The organism is Mycolicibacterium austroafricanum (assembly GCF_902705885.1).
GTDB classification, from domain to species: domain Bacteria; phylum Actinomycetota; class Actinomycetes; order Mycobacteriales; family Mycobacteriaceae; genus Mycobacterium; species Mycobacterium vanbaalenii_A.
Window position 1 is genome coordinate 128036 of record NZ_CACSIP010000001.1, and the last position, 16648, is coordinate 144683.

The 16648-nt window shown below is 67.2% G+C and carries 15 protein-coding genes; 5 read left to right on the forward strand and 10 right to left on the reverse strand.

Going from position 1 to position 16648, the window contains the following annotated elements:
• Nucleotides 1–106 precede the first annotated feature (106 nt).
• Nucleotides 107–964, forward strand: a complete 858-nt coding sequence (locus tag BEMPMBAN_RS00695; RefSeq protein ID WP_159228505.1) for a mycofactocin-coupled SDR family oxidoreductase — start codon at nt 107–109, stop codon at nt 962–964.
• On the opposite strand, the gene BEMPMBAN_RS00700 is transcribed toward BEMPMBAN_RS00695, so the two are convergent.
• Nucleotides 961–2187: a cytochrome P450 gene (locus BEMPMBAN_RS00700; protein ID WP_159228506.1), complete on the reverse strand. Its 1227-nt coding sequence runs from the start codon at nt 2185–2187 to the stop codon at nt 961–963. The genes BEMPMBAN_RS00695 and BEMPMBAN_RS00700 overlap by 4 nt on opposite strands.
• Nucleotides 2184–3611 (reverse strand): adenylosuccinate lyase, encoded by a 1428-nt coding sequence (gene purB, locus BEMPMBAN_RS00705; RefSeq protein WP_159228507.1) that lies wholly within the window; start codon nt 3609–3611, stop codon nt 2184–2186. Before purB ends, BEMPMBAN_RS00700 begins: the two co-directional genes overlap by 4 nt.
• Before the next feature lie 64 nt (nt 3612–3675).
• Between purB and relZ the strand changes: the two genes are divergently transcribed.
• Nucleotides 3676–5397, forward strand: coding sequence for a bifunctional ribonuclease/(p)ppGpp synthase (gene relZ / locus BEMPMBAN_RS00710; RefSeq protein ID WP_159228508.1), 1722 nt, complete (start codon nt 3676–3678; stop codon nt 5395–5397).
• Here relZ and BEMPMBAN_RS00715 read toward each other — a convergent pair.
• Together BEMPMBAN_RS00715 and BEMPMBAN_RS00720 are read right to left on the reverse strand one after the other, a co-directional pair.
• Nucleotides 5394–6830, reverse strand: a complete 1437-nt coding sequence (locus BEMPMBAN_RS00715; RefSeq protein WP_159228509.1) for an APC family permease — start codon at nt 6828–6830, stop codon at nt 5394–5396. The genes relZ and BEMPMBAN_RS00715 overlap by 4 nt on opposite strands.
• An 83-nt stretch (nt 6831–6913) precedes the next feature.
• A complete protein-coding gene (locus BEMPMBAN_RS00720; RefSeq protein WP_159228510.1) occupies nt 6914–7534 on the reverse strand; it encodes a TetR/AcrR family transcriptional regulator in 621 nt (206 codons plus the stop codon).
• Between the two features lie 74 nt (nt 7535–7608).
• On the opposite strand from BEMPMBAN_RS00720, the gene BEMPMBAN_RS00725 reads away from it, so the two are divergent.
• Nucleotides 7609–8460, forward strand: a complete 852-nt coding sequence (locus tag BEMPMBAN_RS00725; protein WP_272952202.1) for an alpha/beta hydrolase — start codon at nt 7609–7611, stop codon at nt 8458–8460.
• On the opposite strand, the gene purD is transcribed toward BEMPMBAN_RS00725, so the two are convergent.
• The gene (purD, locus tag BEMPMBAN_RS00730) at nt 8457–9740 is read right to left on the reverse strand and encodes a phosphoribosylamine--glycine ligase (protein ID WP_159228512.1); all 1284 of its coding nucleotides are present in this window, start codon (nt 9738–9740) and stop codon (nt 8457–8459) included. The genes BEMPMBAN_RS00725 and purD overlap by 4 nt on opposite strands.
• 117 nt (nt 9741–9857) lie before the next feature.
• Here purD and BEMPMBAN_RS00735 point away from each other — a divergent pair, with 117 nt between their 5' ends.
• Nucleotides 9858–11120: a cytochrome P450 gene (locus tag BEMPMBAN_RS00735; protein ID WP_159228513.1), complete on the forward strand. Its 1263-nt coding sequence runs from the start codon at nt 9858–9860 to the stop codon at nt 11118–11120.
• 29 nt (nt 11121–11149) lie between these two features.
• A complete protein-coding gene (locus tag BEMPMBAN_RS00740; protein ID WP_159228514.1) occupies nt 11150–11791 on the forward strand; it encodes a TetR/AcrR family transcriptional regulator in 642 nt (213 codons plus the stop codon).
• On the opposite strand, the gene BEMPMBAN_RS00745 is transcribed toward BEMPMBAN_RS00740, so the two are convergent.
• The 5 genes from BEMPMBAN_RS00745 to BEMPMBAN_RS00765 form a co-directional block, all read right to left on the reverse strand.
• Nucleotides 11730–12956: a hypothetical protein gene (locus BEMPMBAN_RS00745; protein WP_159228515.1), complete on the reverse strand. Its 1227-nt coding sequence runs from the start codon at nt 12954–12956 to the stop codon at nt 11730–11732. The genes BEMPMBAN_RS00740 and BEMPMBAN_RS00745 overlap by 62 nt on opposite strands.
• A gap of 12 nt (nt 12957–12968) precedes the next feature.
• Nucleotides 12969–13418, reverse strand: coding sequence for a carboxymuconolactone decarboxylase family protein (locus tag BEMPMBAN_RS00750; protein WP_159228516.1), 450 nt, complete (start codon nt 13416–13418; stop codon nt 12969–12971).
• A gap of 4 nt (nt 13419–13422) precedes the next feature.
• The gene (locus tag BEMPMBAN_RS00755) at nt 13423–14319 is read right to left on the reverse strand and encodes an NAD(P)-dependent oxidoreductase (protein ID WP_159228517.1); all 897 of its coding nucleotides are present in this window, start codon (nt 14317–14319) and stop codon (nt 13423–13425) included.
• Nucleotides 14316–15077 (reverse strand): SDR family oxidoreductase, encoded by a 762-nt coding sequence (locus BEMPMBAN_RS00760; protein WP_159228518.1) that lies wholly within the window; start codon nt 15075–15077, stop codon nt 14316–14318. The genes BEMPMBAN_RS00755 and BEMPMBAN_RS00760 overlap by 4 nt, the downstream gene beginning before the upstream one ends.
• Before the next feature lie 88 nt (nt 15078–15165).
• Nucleotides 15166–16635 carry an aldehyde dehydrogenase gene (locus BEMPMBAN_RS00765; protein WP_159228519.1) on the reverse strand — a complete coding sequence of 490 codons (1470 nt, stop codon included), beginning with the start codon at nt 16633–16635 and terminating at the stop codon, nt 15166–15168.
• Nucleotides 16636–16648: the final 13 nt, after the last annotated feature.

Genomic DNA, 16648 nt, shown 5'->3' on the forward strand with positions numbered 1-16648 from the left:
CAACTACGCCGCCCCTCTACGGCACGTGGACTGTGCGTGACAGATTAACACTGAGTGTTCTATTATCCATTCCGTGGGGCGACCGTCCGACAGCATTGGAGGAAGAATGAACCGTCTCAACGGCAAGGTCGCTCTGGTCACCGGCGCCGCACGTGGGCAGGGCCGCAGCCACGCGGTATACCTGGCTGACGAAGGCGCCGACATCATCGCCCTGGACATCTGCGCCGACATCGATTCCAACGAGTATCCCCTGGCCACCCCCGCAGACCTCGACGAGACCGCGAAACTGGTCGAGAAGTCGGGGCGTCGAGTGGTCGCCGCGCAGGTCGACGTGCGCGACCGCGCCGCCCTCAAGTCCGCTCTCGATTCGGCGGTCGCGGAGTTGGGTGGATTGCACGTCGTGGTCGCCAATGCCGGAATCTGCCCACAGGGCAACCACATTCCCTTCCGCGGTTTCATCGACGCGTTCGATGTCGACTTCGTCGGCGTCGTCAACACCGTTCACGTCGCGCTCGACCACCTCACGGCCGGCGGATCGGTCATTGTCACCGGTTCGATCGCCGGCTTGGTGGATCAGAAGGACCTCGCCACCGGCGGCGGACCGTCGGGCCCGGGCGGAGCAGGCTACGGTCTGGCCAAGAAAATGGTGCGGGACTACACGAAAGCACTCGCACTGACGTTGGGGCCACAGAACATCCGAATCAACACCGTACACCCGACGAATGTCAACACCGATATGCTGCACAACCTCCCGATGTACCGCACGTTCCGGCCCGACCTCGCCGAGCCGACACGTGAGGAAGCCGAACTCGTGTTCCCGCTGCTGCAGGTCATGCCGATCCCCTACGTCGAGACCGAAGACATCTCGCATGCTGTGGTGTATCTGGCCTCTGACGAATCCCGCTATGTCACCGGGCAACAGTTGTTCATCGACGCCGGTGCCGGTCTCAAGCTCGGCGTCTAACCGGCGAAGTCGACCATCAGGTGCCGGATGCCGGTGTGCCGGTTGCTGCGCGTCCACTCGACGGGCTCGGCGATGTGCACCGAGGTGAAGCGGCCGAGCAACTCCTCGAAGATCACCCTCAGTTCCAGCCGCGCCAGGTTGGCCCCGAGGCAGTAGTGCACTCCCTGACCGAAACCCAAGTGCGGGTTCGGTTTACGCGTGATGTCGAATCGATCGGGGTTCGCGAATGCGGCGGCGTCACGGTTGGCGGAACCTTCCCAGACGAGGACCTTCTGCCCGGGTTCGATGTGGTGCCCGGCCAGCGTGGCGGTGCGGGTCGCGGTGCGCCGCTTCGACGGCGACGGCGAGGTCCAGCGCACCATCTCCTCGATGGCCGTCGGCAACAGTTCCGGGTCGGCACGCAGCGCCTCGAACGTTCCGGGGTTCTCGGCCAGCGCCAGCAGCCCACCGGCGATCGAGTTGCGGGTGGTCTCGGCACCCGCGCTGAACAGCAGGTTGAAGAACAGGTAGCTCTCGATGTCCGACAGCGCGGGATCGTCGGAATTGACCACGACCGAGAGCATGTCGTCGGTCGGTGCGGCCCGCTTGGCGGCGATCAACTCCTGGCCGTATGCGTACATCCGCGAGCCGGCTTCCTCGACGGAGAGCCGGGTGATGGACGCTTTGCGGGAGCCGCCGAAGTCGAAGCTGGGTTCGATCGCCTCGAACAGCCAATGGCGTTCGGATTCAGGCACTCCCAGCAGGATGCAGATCATCTGCATCGGTACCTCGGCGGCCACGTCGGTGACGAAATCAAAAGGCACCGCAGGGGTCACGTCATCGAGCAGCCGACGCGCCCGGTCCCGCAGGTCGTCCTCGACGCGGCGGATCATCCGCGGCGTCAGACCCGAGCTGACCAGCCTGCGCACGTCGGCGTGCCGCGGGTCGTCCATCATGTTGAGCAGCTGGCCCGCGATGGACAGGTCCTGCAGCAACGTGCCACCGAACGGCCGGCTGCCCCCGGTCACCGACGAATAGGTCTGCGGATCACGGAACACCGCAAGGGTTTCGGCGTGGGTGGCGACCGACCAGAAACCCTCGCCGTCCGGGGTGTTCTCGGTGGGCTCGTGCCAGCAGACCGGCGCCACGCGACGGTGCAGGGCGAACAAGTGGTGCGGGAAGCCGTCGGCGAAGTTGTCCAGATCGGTGAAGTCGATCCGGGCCAGCTCCGCGGCCGGGCTCACAGAATCGCATCCGAGGTGTACCTGGCGGCTTCTGGGAAACGCCCGACCAGGTCGTCGACCGCCGCGACCACCCGGTCGACCTGATCACCCGCCGCGCCGGTAAATGCCTGCTTGTCGGCCAGTGCCGCGTCGAGCGCGACCCGGTCCAGCGGCAATCTCGGGTCAGCGGCGAGCCGGTCCAGCAGGTCGGGCTCGGCGCCGTGCTCGCGCATCGCCAGGGCCACCGCGACCGCGTGTTCCTTGATCACCTCGTGGGCGGTCTCCCTGCCGACCCCCGCCCGCACCGCGGCGATCAGGATGCGGGTGGTGGCCAGGAACGGCAGATATCGGTCCAGCTCGCGCTGGATCACCGCGGGGTAGGCGCCGAATTCGTCGAGCACCGTCAGGAAGGTCTCGGTCTGACCGTCGAGAGCGAAGAAGGCGTCGGGCAGGGCGACCCGGCGCACCACGGAGCAGAAGACGTCACCTTCGTTCCACTGCGCGCCGGCGAGTTCGGCCGCCATGGACGCGTAGCCACGCAGCACCACCTGCAGGCCGTTGACGCGTTCGCAACTGCGGGCGTTCATCTTGTGCGGCATCGCCGACGACCCGACCTGCCCGGGCGCGAAGCCCTCGGTCACCAGTTCGTGGCCCGCCATCAGCCGAATGGTGTGCGCCAGCGACGACGGTCCGGCGCCGAGCTGAACCAGTGCGGACACCACGTCATGGTCCAGCGAACGCGGGTACACCTGCCCGACGCTGGTGAGGATCTCGGTGAAGCCCAGGAACTGCGCGACACGCGTCTCCAATTCGGCCAGCCGCTCGGTGTCCCCGTCGAACAGATCGAGCATGTCCTGCGCGGTGCCCATGGGGCCCTTGATGCCGCGCAGCGGGTAACGGTCGATGAGCTCGCTGACGCGCTGCAACGCGACCAGCATCTCCTGTGCGGCAGAGGCGAACCGCTTGCCGAGGGTGCTCGCCTGGGCGGCGACGTTGTGACTGCGGCCGGCCATCACCAGGTCGCGGTAGAGCGCGGCGCGCTCGGCGAGACGGGCGACCACTGCGACGCCGTGGGCGTGCACGAGCTGCAGCGACCGGCGGATCTGCAGCTGTTCGACGTTCTCGGTGAGGTCCCGGCTGGTCATGCCCTTGTGCACGTGTTCGTGTCCGGCAAGCGCGTTGAACTCCTCGATGCGTGCCTTGACGTCGTGGCGCAACACCCGTTCCCGCGCGGCGATCGACTCCAGGTCGACGTTCTCGAGCACCCGCTCGTAATCGGCCAGGACGGCCTCCGGCACGTCTGAATTCCCCGCACCGAGTTCCATCTGCGCCCGCAGCACCGCCAGCCACAGCCGCCGCTCGGTGACGATCTTGGCCTGCGGGGACCAGATCGCCACCATCTCATCGCTGGCGTAGCGCTGGGCCAACACGTTCGGGATGCTCACGAAAGCACAGCCTATCGGGCCACAGGACACCGTCTTCGATCCGTCCGTAGGGCACAGTGGACGCGTGCACTTCGTCGGACTCGACCTGGCCTGGGGCCAGCGCAAACCCACAGGTGTCGCCGCGATCGACGATGCCGGGCGGCTGGTCTATGCCGGCTCGGCCACCGACGACGCCAGCATCCGGGCCGCGTTGGCGCCCTACACCGAGGGCGCCTGTCTAGTCGCGATCGATGCTCCGTTGATCGTCACCAACCCGACCGGGCAGCGCCCTGCCGAACGGGAACTCAACGCCGACTTCGGTCGGTTCCAGGCCGGTGCCCACCCGTCCAACACGGGCAAGCCGGAGTTCGCGGACGTTCCCCGGGGCGCCCGCATCGCCAGTGCGCTGGACCTCGACATGGACCCGTATTCCACAGCTGCGCGCCGCGCCATCGAGGTCTACCCGCACCCGGCGACGGTGGCGTTGTTCCGGCTCGGCCGGACCCTGAAGTACAAGGCCAAGCCCGGCCGCGGCGTCGCCCAGTTGCGTGCGGAACTGCTGCGTCTGATGGAGCACATCGAGGCACTCGCGCAGACGGACCCGCCGCTACGCACGGCCGACAGCCCGGATTGGGCGAAGCTGCGCGACATGGCGGAGAACGCCGAGCGCAAGAGCGATCTCCGTCTGGTCGAGGATCCGGTCGACGCGGTGATGTGTGCGTATGTGGCCATGTACGCGGTGCGCCGGCCGTCGGACGTGACGGTCTACGGCGACGGCGAGACCGGCTACATCGTCACGCCGACGTTGCCGTCCGACCTGGTCCCGGCGCCGCCGGAGCCGACGCCCGGCGCCATTCACGACGCCATCGCGACCTACGCCGAGCGCCGGCCGTCGCTGACCCGCTCGACCGGGCGCTACCTGTCGGAGGTCATGGGCCTGCTCGACGACGCCGGGATCAACTACCTCAGTGTCACGGCGCGCACCAAGACCGTTGCGTCGTTCGCCGCGAAGGCGGACCGCACCGTCGAGGGGCGTCGGCTCTACACCGATCCGCTCTCCGAGATCACCGACCAGATCGGGCTGCGGGTGATCACCTATCTCCGCGACGACGTCGCCGCGGTCGCCAACCTGCTCGGAGAGGAGATGCGGCTGCTCGACGACCGGGACATGGGGGTCGAGACGGCGAGCGAAGGCCGCTGGGGTTACGCGAGCAGGCACCTGCTGGTCGCGGTCGAGGGTGAGCAACAACCGGCCTCGGTCCAGGTCCGGACCATCCTGCAGCACGCGTGGGCCGAGTTCGAGCACGACATCCGCTACAAGGGTTCGGTGCCCGAGGAGGACGCGCCCGATCTCAATCGGCGGTTCACGCTGGCCGCGGGCCTGCTCGAGCTGGCCGACCGTGAGTTCTCGGCAATCCGCGAAAGACTCCGCTCGACCGTGCCGTCGGAACGTGCCCCGCAGACCACCAGTGATCCCCGCATCCCGACGCCGGTGCTGGCCACCTATCTCGGTAACCGGTTCCCCGACGCCGGATGGTCACGCACCGAGCACTACGCCTGGATCGCGGGGCTGCTGCTCGAACTCGGCATCGACTCCGTGGACGGCGTCGATGCGATCCTCAGCCGCGTCGACACGACCGCGGTCAACGACGCGATGGGTTACCGCTACCCGGCAGGCGCGGTGCGCAGGCTCGACGACGTGTTGCTCGCGGTGTTCGGCACCCAGTATCTGCAGTTGGACGGCAACAATGATCGGATTGCACTGCTGGAAAGCCGATTTCAGCGACTCAACGGCACCTTCGGCTAGTTCGGTCCTGCTCCCAGGTGCGTCGGATCGGTGATCCGGCCGTCCCTGATGCCGAGTTGCCGGTTGATCACCTGGGTGATGAAGAACAGCACCACACCGATGACGACCAGTCCGCCGGCCACGATGTACTGCTGGGCTGGGCGGCCCGACAGCGGGGTGACCAGATACAGCGACACCAGGAACCCGACGACGGGCAGCGCAGTCGGCGTCCTGAAGTGGCCGCCGGACTTCTGCACATCGCGGCGCAGCACCAGCACTGCGACGTTCACCACCGCGAACACCGCGAGTAGCAGCAGCGAGGTGGTACCACCCAGGATCGAGATCGCACTGCTGCTGGCGAACGTCGACACGTAGATGATCACGCCGAACGCGATCAGCGTCGTGAAGATGATCGCGGCCCACGGCGACCGACGGGTGGGATGGACCGACCCCAGCACCGGCGGAAGCACGTGCTGGCGGGACATGCCGTAGATCAGCCGGCTTGCCATCAGCATGTTGATCAGCGCGGTGTTCGACACCGCGAACATCGTTATGAAAGGCAGGATGTCGTCGATCGGCAGGCCCGGCGCTCCGGCTTTGACCACCTCCACGAGGGGGGTGTCGCTCTCCTTGAGCTCACCGACCGGCACCAGGGCCACCGCCACGATGGACACCAGGATGTACACCACGCCGGCGATCGACAGGCCACTCAACAGGATCTTGGGGAAGGTGTTGACCGGATCTTTGGTCTCCTCGGCCATGTTCACCGAGTCCTCGAAGCCGACCATCGCGAAGAACGCCAGCGACGTGGCGGCCGTGATCGCCAGGAAGGTGCTCTTGTCCTCACCGGTCTCGAACGCGACGGTCCGGGAGAAATCGACATCGGCGCCGCCGGTGAAGGCCCAGAAGCCGACCATGATCACCACGATCAAGCCGGTGATCTCGATGATGGTCAGGACGACGTTGAGCTTGACGCTCTCCCCGACCCCGCGGTAGTTGATCGCCGCGAGCCCGGCCATGAACAGCAACGCCAGCACGGCGACCGCCAGCTTCGGCGCGTCGTAGTCCACGCCTTCGAAGAAGTTCGCCGCGAATGCTCTGGATGCCGTTGACGCCGAGGTGATTCCGGAGCACATCACGACGAAAGCCACCAGAAAGGTGACGAAGTGGATGCCGAAAGCCTTGTGCGCGTACAGCGCCGCGCCCGCGGCCTGGGGGTACTTGGTGACCAGCTCCAGATAGCTGAATGCGGTGATGGTGGCGACACCGAACGCGATCAGGAACGGCAGCCACGCGGCACCGCCGACCTCGCCGGCGACGTCGCCGAGCAGCGCGTACACGCCGGTCCCGAGGATGTCCCCGACAATGAACAACAGCAGTAGGCCCGGACCCATCACCCGCTTCAACTCGGGTTGTTGATCACCGACCTTTGCCCCAGCGCCGGACTCCGTCATCGCGCCTCCCCTGACCGCTCACTGGAAAAACCATCATGAGACAGTCGGACTTGCCATCCGGGGTCAACCGCAAACCTCGTCGATCACAGATGTTGAGGGTGGAACGGAGCCAGCATGTCGATCACGTCGATCAGGGTCGCCCTGGCCGTTGCCCGCGGACCGTCCCCGTCCCCGACAAGCGCTGCCACCACCGCACCGTCGACCGCGCACACCAGAGCGGTGAGCAGTTCGGCGCGTACAGATCTGCCGGACCGTTCGACCACCTCGACGACGGCGTTGGTGCGCTGGGCGAGGATGCGCCGCTGGATGTCCCGCAAGCCGGGTTGCCGAGCGCAGGCGATCAATCGTTCATACCGCGAGATCAGTTGTTCGGTAATCAGTTCGGGACTGTCTCCGACGAGTAGGTCGACGAGGATGTCGGCGATGGACTCGGCGCCGCGGCGGCGGCGCGGCAGGGTGGCGACCCGCTCCCGCAACTCCACCGATTCCCGGGTACCGACATGTTCGACCGCCTTGGCGATCAGGTCTTCCAGCGACGAGAAGTAGTAGGTGGTGGACGCCAGCGGCAACCCGGCCCGGCGGGCCACGGCACGATGTCGCACCGCGTCGAAGCCCCCTTCGCAGAGCAGGTCGGCAGCTGCGCTGACCAGCGCATACCGCCGACGTTCTCCCTTGGGAGTGACTGCTGCCGTCACCTCTAGCATCGTGCCAGTCAGGAGGTTTCGGCATCGGGCTTTCGCCTAATCACCAACCATTGCCCTGACGCGGTGATGGCATGATGGCGCCCATGCCAGTCCTCACCCGCCGCGCGCTCCTGCAAATCGGCGTGGGCACTGGCGTCGTGGCCGCCGGGGGGTACACATTGGGCGCCGCACTGGCCGCAGGCGCACCGCCGGCACCGCAGGCACCACCCGTCCCGGCTCCGACCTACGACGCCGGATCCTTTGTGTCCGCTGCCCGGGGCGGGGCGGTGACCAACTGGGTCATCGCGCGCCCACCCGGCCAGACGGCTCCGCTGAGGCCGGTGATCCTGCTGCACGGCAAGGATTCCAGCGCCCAGACCGTGATGTCGATGGGTGCCGAGCAGTTCCTGGCGGACGCGGTCCGGGCGGGCGTCGCGCCGTTCGCCCTCGCCGCGGTCGACGGGGGCAACGGTTACTGGCACCGACGCGCCTCCGGTGACGATTCCGGAGCGATGGTGCTCGACGAGTTCCTCCCACTCCTGGGCGAGCACGGCCTCGACACGTCGCGGGTGGGCTTCCTGGGGTGGTCGATGGGCGGCTACGGCGCGATGCTGCTGGGCTCGCGGTTGGGCGCCGGACGCACCGCCGCGATCTGTGCTGTCAGCCCTGCCCTGTGGACGTCGTCGGCGTCGGTGGCGCCGGGTGCGTTCGACGGCGCCGAAGACTACGCCGCCAACAGCGTGTGGGGCCTGGGCGCGCTCGACGGGATCCCGCTGCGAATCGACTGCGGGTACGACGATCCGTTCTACCCGGCAACCCAGCAGTTCATCGCGCAGTTGGCGGCGCCGCCGGCCGGCGGCTTCTCCCCCGGCGGGCACAATGCGTCGTATTGGTCCTCGCAGTTGACCGGCGAGCTCACCTGGGCCGCACCGCTGCTCACCGCCTAGAGAGAGATGCGCCCCTCCGCTGCCGCTAGGCCGATGTCGGTCCGAAAATGACTGCCCGGCAGCCGGATCGAAGCGATCCGCCGGTAGGCGGCCTCGCGCGCGGCTGCCAGGTCGGCGCCAACTCCCACCACCGACAGCACTCGGCCACCCGCGGACACCACAGCGCCGTCGTCGCGGCGGGCAGTGCCGGCGTGCAGCACGCTCCCGCCGTGTTCGGAGCCCGGATCGGCGCCGTGAATGACGTCGCCCACCCTGGGGCGCCCCGGGTAGTTCTCCGCGGCGACGACGACGGTGACGGCCGCGCCGTCGCTCCACCGTAGCGCCGGCTGAGCGGCCAGTTCCCCGGTGGCGGCGGCGCGCAACAGCTGCCCCAGAGGGGATTCGAGCAGCGCGAGCACCGCTTGGGTCTCGGGATCACCGAAGCGGCAGTTGAATTCAACAACCGCAGGGCCGTGTGAGGTGATGGCCAGCCCGGCGTACAGCAGGCCCGAGAACGGGCAGCCCCGCTTGACGAGTTCGGCGGCAACGGGTTTGACGACCTCGTCGACGATGCGTCCGGTCATCTCGTCGGGCAGCCACGGCAGCGGGGTGTAGGCCCCCATACCGCCGGTGTTGGGTCCGCTGTCGCCGTCGCCGACGCGCTTGAAGTCCTGCGCCGGCAGCAGCGGGACCACCGTCTCCCCATCGACGACGCAGAACAGCGACACCTCCGGGCCGTCGAGGAACGACTCGAGAAGTACCGGGTGGCCGGCCTCGAGCAGGCTCGCGGCGTGCGCGCGGGCGGCGTCGCGGTCGGCGGTGACCACCACGCCCTTACCGGCCGCCAGGCCGTCGTCTTTGACCACCCATGCCGGGTCCCCGCCGGCAGGGCCGAACCGGTCCAGCGCGGAGTCGAGGCGGGCGGGGTTGTCGACGATCTCGCTGCCCGCGGTGCGCACCCCCGCAGCGGTCATCACGTCCTTGGCGAAGGATTTCGACCCCTCGATTCGGGCAGCGTCCTTCGTCGGCCCGAAGCAGGCGATGCCCGCCGCCCGCACCGCGTCGGCGACACCGAGGACCAGCGGCACCTCGGGTCCGATGACAACGAGGTCGGCCCCGACGCGACGCGCGAGCGCGACGACCGCCTCACCCGAGGTGACGTCGAGCTCGTACTGGTCGGCAAGGGCCGCCGTGCCCGCGTTGCCGGGCGCCACTGTGAGCGCGTCGACCTCCGGGTCTCGGCGCAGCGCGAGCAGCAGCGCGTGTTCACGGGCTCCGGATCCGACCACCAGGACGTGCACAGCAGCCCACCCTAATCGCACCGAGGCACGGAAGCCCGACCCCATCGGCCATACAGTTATGCGGATCGGTGTATGGTCTAGGGAAAGTGCTGCACGTCACATCAGGAGTGAATCGACATGACCACGACGAACGACGGGCTGCAGAGTTGCCCGCTCCTCCCCCAGGGATACGACTTCACCGACCCGGATGTCCTGCTCAAGGGCATTCCCATCACCGAGTTCGCCGAACTCCGCAAGACCGCGCCGGTGTGGTGGAACGCCCAGGAAGAGTCGATCTTCGACGATGGCGGCTATTGGGTGATCACCCGGCACGCGGACATCAAGGCGATCTCACGGGACGGCGCGTTGTGGTCGACCAACCGCAAGGGCGCCGTGATGCGCCTGCCCGACGGCGTCACCGCCGACCAACTCGACCTGACCAAGGCCCTGCTGATCAACCACGACGCACCTGAGCACACCCGGTTGCGCAAGATCGTCTCGCGCCTCTTCACCCCCAGGGCGATCGTCGCCCTGGAGGAGAAGCTGGCGGTCGCCGCGCGCGACATCGTGCGGTCGGCCGCGGAACGAAGCTCCGGCAACTTCGTCGACGACATCGCGATGCCGTTGCCGCTGCTGGCGATCGCCGACCTCATCGGGGTCCCCGAGGGCGACCGCGAGAAGCTGTTCCACTGGACCAACTGCATCATGAACACCGACGATCCGGACTTCGACTCCGATCCGACCGTCGCGAACGCCGAGCTGATGGGCTACGCGTACAACATGGCAGAAGAACGCCGCCGCTGCCCCGCCGACGACATCGTCACCCGGCTGATCCAGGCCGACTTGAGCGAACCAGGCGGCGAGACCACCGAGCCCCTGGGCGACGTCGAGTTCGCGTTCTTCGTGATCCTGCTCGCGGTGGCCGGCAACGAGACCACCCGCAACGCGATGACCCACGGCATGAATGCGTTCCTGGAGAACCCCGACCAGTGGGAGCTGTTCAAACGCGAACGGCCCGAGACCGCCGTCGAGGAGATCATCCGCTGGGCCACCCCGGTGCACTGTTTCCAGCGCACCGCACTCACCGACGTGGAGATCGGTGGCGCGAAGATCGCCGAGGGGCAGCGAGTCGGACTGTTCTACAGCTCCGCGAACTTCGACGAGGACGTCTTCGACCGGCCCTTCGAGTTCGACATCCTGCGGAATCCCAATCCGCACTTGGCATTCGGCGGCAACGGAGCACACTTCTGCATCGGCGCCAACCTCGCCCGGATGGAGATCAAGCTGATGTTCAACGAGATCGCCGACCAGATTCCCGACATCACCAAGCTCGCCGAGCCGCAGCGGCTGCGGTCGGGATGGATCAACGGCGTCAAGGACCTGCAGGTCTCCTACCGGTAGCGGCCGACGGGGTGGCTTAGAGTTCGTTCGTGCGCACCCACGGCTGGTCCGGTTCAGCGCCTGCCAACGACGAGGAGGCAGTCGCGCGGATCCTCGCCGCCGCCGGCAAGGCGATCGAGAACAAGGGGGCCGACTTCAGCATCTCCGATGTGGCCCGCACGGTGGGGGTCACCCGGCAGACGGTGTACCGGTACTTCGCCAGCACCGAGGCACTGCTCGTCGCCGCGGCGGTGCACGCCGTCGACGGCTTCCTGGACCGATTGGCCGCGCACCTGGCCGGGATCCATGATCCGGCCGAAGCGGTCACCGAAGCCGTTGCCACGGCGCTGGAGTGGCTGCCGCGGGAGAAATACATCGGCCTGCTGATGGTCCCCGGTGGCGCCTCCCACGTCGAATCGGTGACCTCGGACATCGCCCTGCGGTTCGGCCGGGACATGGTGGGACGTCTGGACGTCGACTGGACAGCGGCGGGCTATTCCGGCGCCGATCTCGACGAACTGGCCGAGCATCTGCTGCGGATCATCCAGTCGTTTGTCATCGACCCGGGACGCCCGCCACGGCAGGGCGACGAGCTGCGTGCCTACCTGCGCAGGTGGGTGGGCAACATGCTCACACCACCGTCAGCGGCAACGACTTGCGTTCCTCGAACACCCAGGATGCCCCACCGCTGAACTTGCACACCGCAACCTCGGGCAGTTCCTTTGCCGCGGTGTCGGTCTCGACGATGCGCACGGTCCAGTCGGTTTCGCTGCCCGAAACCTCGGCGCGAAGATGCGGGTCGACGCCCTGGACGATCGCCTGCAACGGAAGGTCGGCGACGGGCGAGACCAGAGAGATCCAGGAATCGTCCTCGTGGGCCGGCGACGGTCGCACATGAATCGATTCCGGGCCGACGTCGGCCCACACGTACGCGGCGGGATTGAGCAGCGGGTGCAGCTCGAGAACCCGCAGTGCACCCTTGACATCGCTGGACAGCCTGAGCGCCTTGTGGATGCGCTCGGCGGCGACTCCGGCGATGCCGATCAACTGTTTGGTGCGGATCGAACGCGCCAGCGCCGCATCGTCCTTGGCGCGCTTCTCGACCGCGATCGTGAACGACAGCACCAGCAGGTGCATCTGCAGACACACCTCGTCGGCGATCCGGACCAGCGCCGAATGCGAGAACGCGCCGAAGTCGACATCGGCGAGCAACTCCCCCGAATAGTCGGCCATGCCTTCGTCGTTCGGATCGATCGGCTCGAGTTCGCAGGAGTGTGCGTGGCTGGCGGCGACGACGTCCATCGCCGGGATGAACGGCACCTCGGGATAGGACTCGTCGATGATCACCGTCCATCGGCAATGCGGGTGCTGGTCTGACGGCACCCGGGGCGGCCGGTGGATCGGCCGCACCTGGGCTTTGCGATTGGTGGCCAGCGCCGTGGCATCAAACGTCGGATCCTCGATGTCGTGGCACATCCCGTGCACGTAGTCCTCGCCCATCGGCTCGACGTCGAGTAGTGCGCCACAGTGGTCGAGGTGGAACTCCCCGTGCCATCGGTCGTGCACGGTGTAGCGGAAGTCCATGAACTGCGGTGGGGCACCGATATCCAGCTGCAGTCCTTTGAACAAGGTGAAGATGTCGACGCCCTCGTACTTGAGCGCCTTCTGCATCCGCTTCGTGTAGAGCGGACTGGAGGCGGCCCACTCCTCGATGGCCACCTGAAGCATCTCGTCGCGACCCCAGGCGCTGATGCAGTGGGCCATTCCCGACCGGTCGATCAGCTGACCGATCAACAGCAGCTCGGGCACCAGCGTGGCGAGTTCGTCGCGCGACAGCGCGGCATACCTACTCATCATCGGTCTTGGGCATCATCGGTCTTGGGCATCATCGAGCGTGCTTCCCGAGTGCATGTTCAGCGCCGCGTTCACGTTCGCCCGCTTGTCCTCGCCCGCACCCTTCTCGGCGTCCTTCTTGCGCTTGCCCGCCACCTTGGTGACCACGCCGTCGAGCTTGGACCCGAGGGGGAAGCCGAGGTAATGAGTGAGGAAGATCGCCATTTCCTTGAGCTCTTCGACGGTCAGCTCGCCGTTGTTCAGCGCGGCATTGACCTGGATCTCGGCCAGATCCGTGATGCCGAGCGCGGTGACGCAGGTCAGCGTCATCATCCGCTTCTCCCGCATCGACAGTCCGGGCCGGGTCCAGATGGTGCCGAAGAGGTGATCGGCGGTGAGGGCGAAGTAGTCGCCCGGCATGTCGGGCATCTCCCAGCCGTAGACCTCGTTCATCTTCTCGAGGCCCTTGCGGCGCAACTCATCCATGTGGCTACTCCTTCACCGTCGAAGTCGTGTGCGGCACACCGAGTCCGGCGGCCAGGTCCCGTAGCGCAATCTTGGCCAGCGGCAGGTCGACTCCCGTGGCCTTACCGAGCCCGAGCGCCAGCCGCAGGTCCTTCTCGGCCAGACCGCGGGTGTGGACGAACATGTCGTACACGAAGTGGTCGGGCTGCAGCGGTGTGGTGTCGTCGCGGACCATGATGGCACCGGGCCCGCCGCTCTGCGCGTCGCTGTGCCGTACCACGCGCCCGAGCTTCTGAAGGTCGATCCCTGCCGCCTCGGCAAGCCTCTGCGCCTCGCACGCCGCGGCGAAACCGATGTAGGTCAGCATGTTCCGTGCCAGCTTCATCCGGGTTCCCGCTCCCGGCTCGCCGGCACGGACCACCATCGAAGCCCACTTCTTGAAGACCGGCTTGACCAGGGCATAGGCCTCCTCGTCGGCGCCGACCATGACGGCCAGCTCACCCTTGTCGGCTGCCCCCGCCCCGCCGCTGACCGGGGCATCGACGATGTGAATTCCCTGGGGGTGCAGTCGCTCAGCCAACTCGCCCGCTGTATCGGGCTCGATCGTGGAGTGGATCGCGATGACGGTACCCGGCCGCGCGTGGGCCGCGAGCTCACCGACCACGTCGCGCACCTGCGCGTCGGTCAGGACGGTGACGCTGATGACGTCGGCCGCCCTTGCGACGTCAGTGACATCGTCCGCCGGCGTTGCACCCAGTTCGGCCAACGGGGCCATCGCCTCGGTGCGGACGTCGAACACGATGAGGCCACCGGGCCAGTCGACGAGTCGCTTGGCCATCGGCGCGCCCTGGTTGCCCAGGCCGATGTAGCCCAGCTTCAGTTCGGTGCTCGTCTGCTCCTCGCGCGAGCGCTCGTCGGTCATCTGATGATCTGTCCGCCGTCGACGTTGAAAATCTGACCGGTGATCCACTTGGCCTGATCCGAGAGCAGGAACAGCATCATGCCGACGAGGTCTTCCGGCTCGCCCATTCGCGACAGCGGGATGTTCTTGACGATGTCGGCCACCATCTCCTGCGGGGTGGTGGTCCGGTTGGCCTCGGTGTCGATCGGCCCGGGTGCGATCGCGTTGACCCGGATGTTCTGGCCACCGAGTTCGGTGGCCAGTTGCTGGGTGAGGCCGTTGATGCCGACCTTGGCCAGCCCGTAGAAATTCGAGTACAGCCACGCCGCGGTCGAGGATTGGTTGACGATCGCCCCGCCGCCGCGCTTGGCCATCTTGCGGTACACCGCGCGGGTGCACACCAACGCGCCGTCGAGGTTCACGCTCATGAACTTCTTGTAGTAATCCCAGTCCACGGTGATGAGGAAGTCGAGCTTCATCCCACCGAAGATGGCGGCGTTGTTCACCAGGTAGTCGATGCCCCCGAACTCCGAAAGCGTCTGCGCCGCCATCTCCTTGGCCGAATCCGGATCCGAGACGTCGACCCGGACGGCGAGCGCGTTGCCGCCCTCACCCAAGATGGCGTCGGCGACCTTCTGGGCGCCCTCGGTGTTGATATCGGCCACCACCACCGCCGCCCCCTCGCGGGCGAGTGCCTCGGCGTAGGCCTGGCCGATACCACCGCCGGCCCCGGTGACGATGGCCACCTTCCCGGTGAACTGATCTCCGTACAATCCCATACCGAATCCTCTCTGAAGTCCGAGCGTGTCGTTATGGCACGCTATCCGCCGATCTGCGTGTCACAACTGCACGTTCGGCGGTTCTTTCTCAACCAGCTGCTGTGGCAATCGCTTTGATCTCGAGGTACTCCTCGAAACCTGCGAGCCCCATCTCCCGGCCGATACCGGATTGCTTGTAACCTCCGAACGGCATGTCCGCCGAATACCAGACACCACCGTTGATGTTGACCGTGCCCACCCGCAGCCGCGCCGCCACCGAGTTCGCCCGATCGAGATCGGGCGAGAACACGGTGCCCGACAGGCCGTAGGGAGAGTCGTTGGCGATCCGGACCGCGTCGTCGTCGCCGTCGTGTGCGATCACCGTCAGCACCGGGCCGAAGATCTCTTCGCGCGCCACCTTCGCGGAGTTGTCCAGCCCGGCGATGACCGTCGGCTCGATGAAGAAGCCGGTGTCACGATCGGCGGGACGGCCGCCGCCGCAGGCGAATCTACCGCCCTCGGCGATCGCCGAATCCAGGTACTCCTGGATGCGATCACGCTGCCTCGCCGAGATCACCGGCCCGCAGATGGTGCCCGGGTCCGTGGGATCGCCCGGCTTGAGCCCACCCATGGTCGCAGCGGCGGCCTCGACCGCCTCGTCGTAACGGTCGCGCGGCACCACCAGTCGGGTGGTGATCGCGCAACCCTGCCCGGCATGCATCGACGCGGTGAACGCCGCCATCGAGCAGGCGCCGGCCAGGTCGGCGTCGTCGAGGACCAGGAACGCCGACTTGCCGCCTAGTTCGAGGAAGACCTTCTTCAGCGTGGCGGCGCCGTCAGCCATCACCGCGCGCCCGGTCGCAGTCGACCCGGTGAACGAGACCATGTCCACCCGAGGGTCTTTCGACAGAAGTGCCCCGACCCCGTGGTCGCTGGAGGTGACGATGTTGAGCACGCCGGCGGGGATGTCGGTGTGCTCGGTGATGAGCTCGCCGAGCACCGCGGCGCACCACGGGGTGTCCGGCGCCGGCTTCAGGACGACGGTGTTGCCCGCGGCCAGCGCCGGTCCGATCTTGGCGAAGTTGATCTGATGGGGGAAGTTCCACGGGGTGATCGCTCCGATCACCCCGACGGCCTCACGAGCGACGGTTCGCTGCGTCTTGATTCCCATCGGGGACGCGATCCCGAGATCTGTTCGCCACTGGTAGTTCTCGGCAGTGTCCGCCGAGAACGACAGGTCGGCGATCGGCCCTTCCAGCTGGGCGGTCGAGGTCAGCATCCGTGGCGCACCGACCTCGGACATCGTCAGTTCCCGTAGCTCTTCGACGTGCTTGGACAGTGCGTCCTGGAGTTGGCGGATGCAACGCACCCGCAGGGCGGTGTCGGTGGACCAGTCCGTTTCGTCGAAGGCTCGCCGGGCAGCCCCGACCGCCGCGCTCATGTCCTCGACGCTCGCGTCGGCCGCGACTCCGAGCGTCTCCTCGGTCGCCGGGTTGAGGGTGGGGAACGTTCCCGAGCTGCCAGCGACGAGCTTGCCGTCGATGAGCAGCCGGCTTTCGCGATCGGCCAGGATTGGCATCCGACCTCCTGTC

Coding starts and splice junctions, on each gene's coding strand:
- BEMPMBAN_RS00695 (WP_159228505.1), top strand. CDS start 107: ATGAACCGTCTCAACGGCAAGGTCGCTCTGGTCACCGGCGCCGCACGT.
- BEMPMBAN_RS00715 (WP_159228509.1), bottom strand. CDS start 6,830: ATGACGGAGTCCGGCGCTGGGGCAAAGGTCGGTGATCAACAACCCGAG.
- BEMPMBAN_RS00720 (WP_159228510.1), bottom strand. CDS start 7,534: ATGCTAGAGGTGACGGCAGCAGTCACTCCCAAGGGAGAACGTCGGCGG.
- BEMPMBAN_RS00725 (WP_272952202.1), top strand. CDS start 7,609: ATGGCGCCCATGCCAGTCCTCACCCGCCGCGCGCTCCTGCAAATCGGC.
- BEMPMBAN_RS00735 (WP_159228513.1), top strand. CDS start 9,858: ATGACCACGACGAACGACGGGCTGCAGAGTTGCCCGCTCCTCCCCCAG.
- BEMPMBAN_RS00745 (WP_159228515.1), bottom strand. CDS start 12,956: ATGATGAGTAGGTATGCCGCGCTGTCGCGCGACGAACTCGCCACGCTG.
- BEMPMBAN_RS00750 (WP_159228516.1), bottom strand. CDS start 13,418: ATGGATGAGTTGCGCCGCAAGGGCCTCGAGAAGATGAACGAGGTCTAC.
- BEMPMBAN_RS00755 (WP_159228517.1), bottom strand. CDS start 14,319: ATGACCGACGAGCGCTCGCGCGAGGAGCAGACGAGCACCGAACTGAAG.
- BEMPMBAN_RS00760 (WP_159228518.1), bottom strand. CDS start 15,077: ATGGGATTGTACGGAGATCAGTTCACCGGGAAGGTGGCCATCGTCACC.
- BEMPMBAN_RS00765 (WP_159228519.1), bottom strand. CDS start 16,635: ATGCCAATCCTGGCCGATCGCGAAAGCCGGCTGCTCATCGACGGCAAG.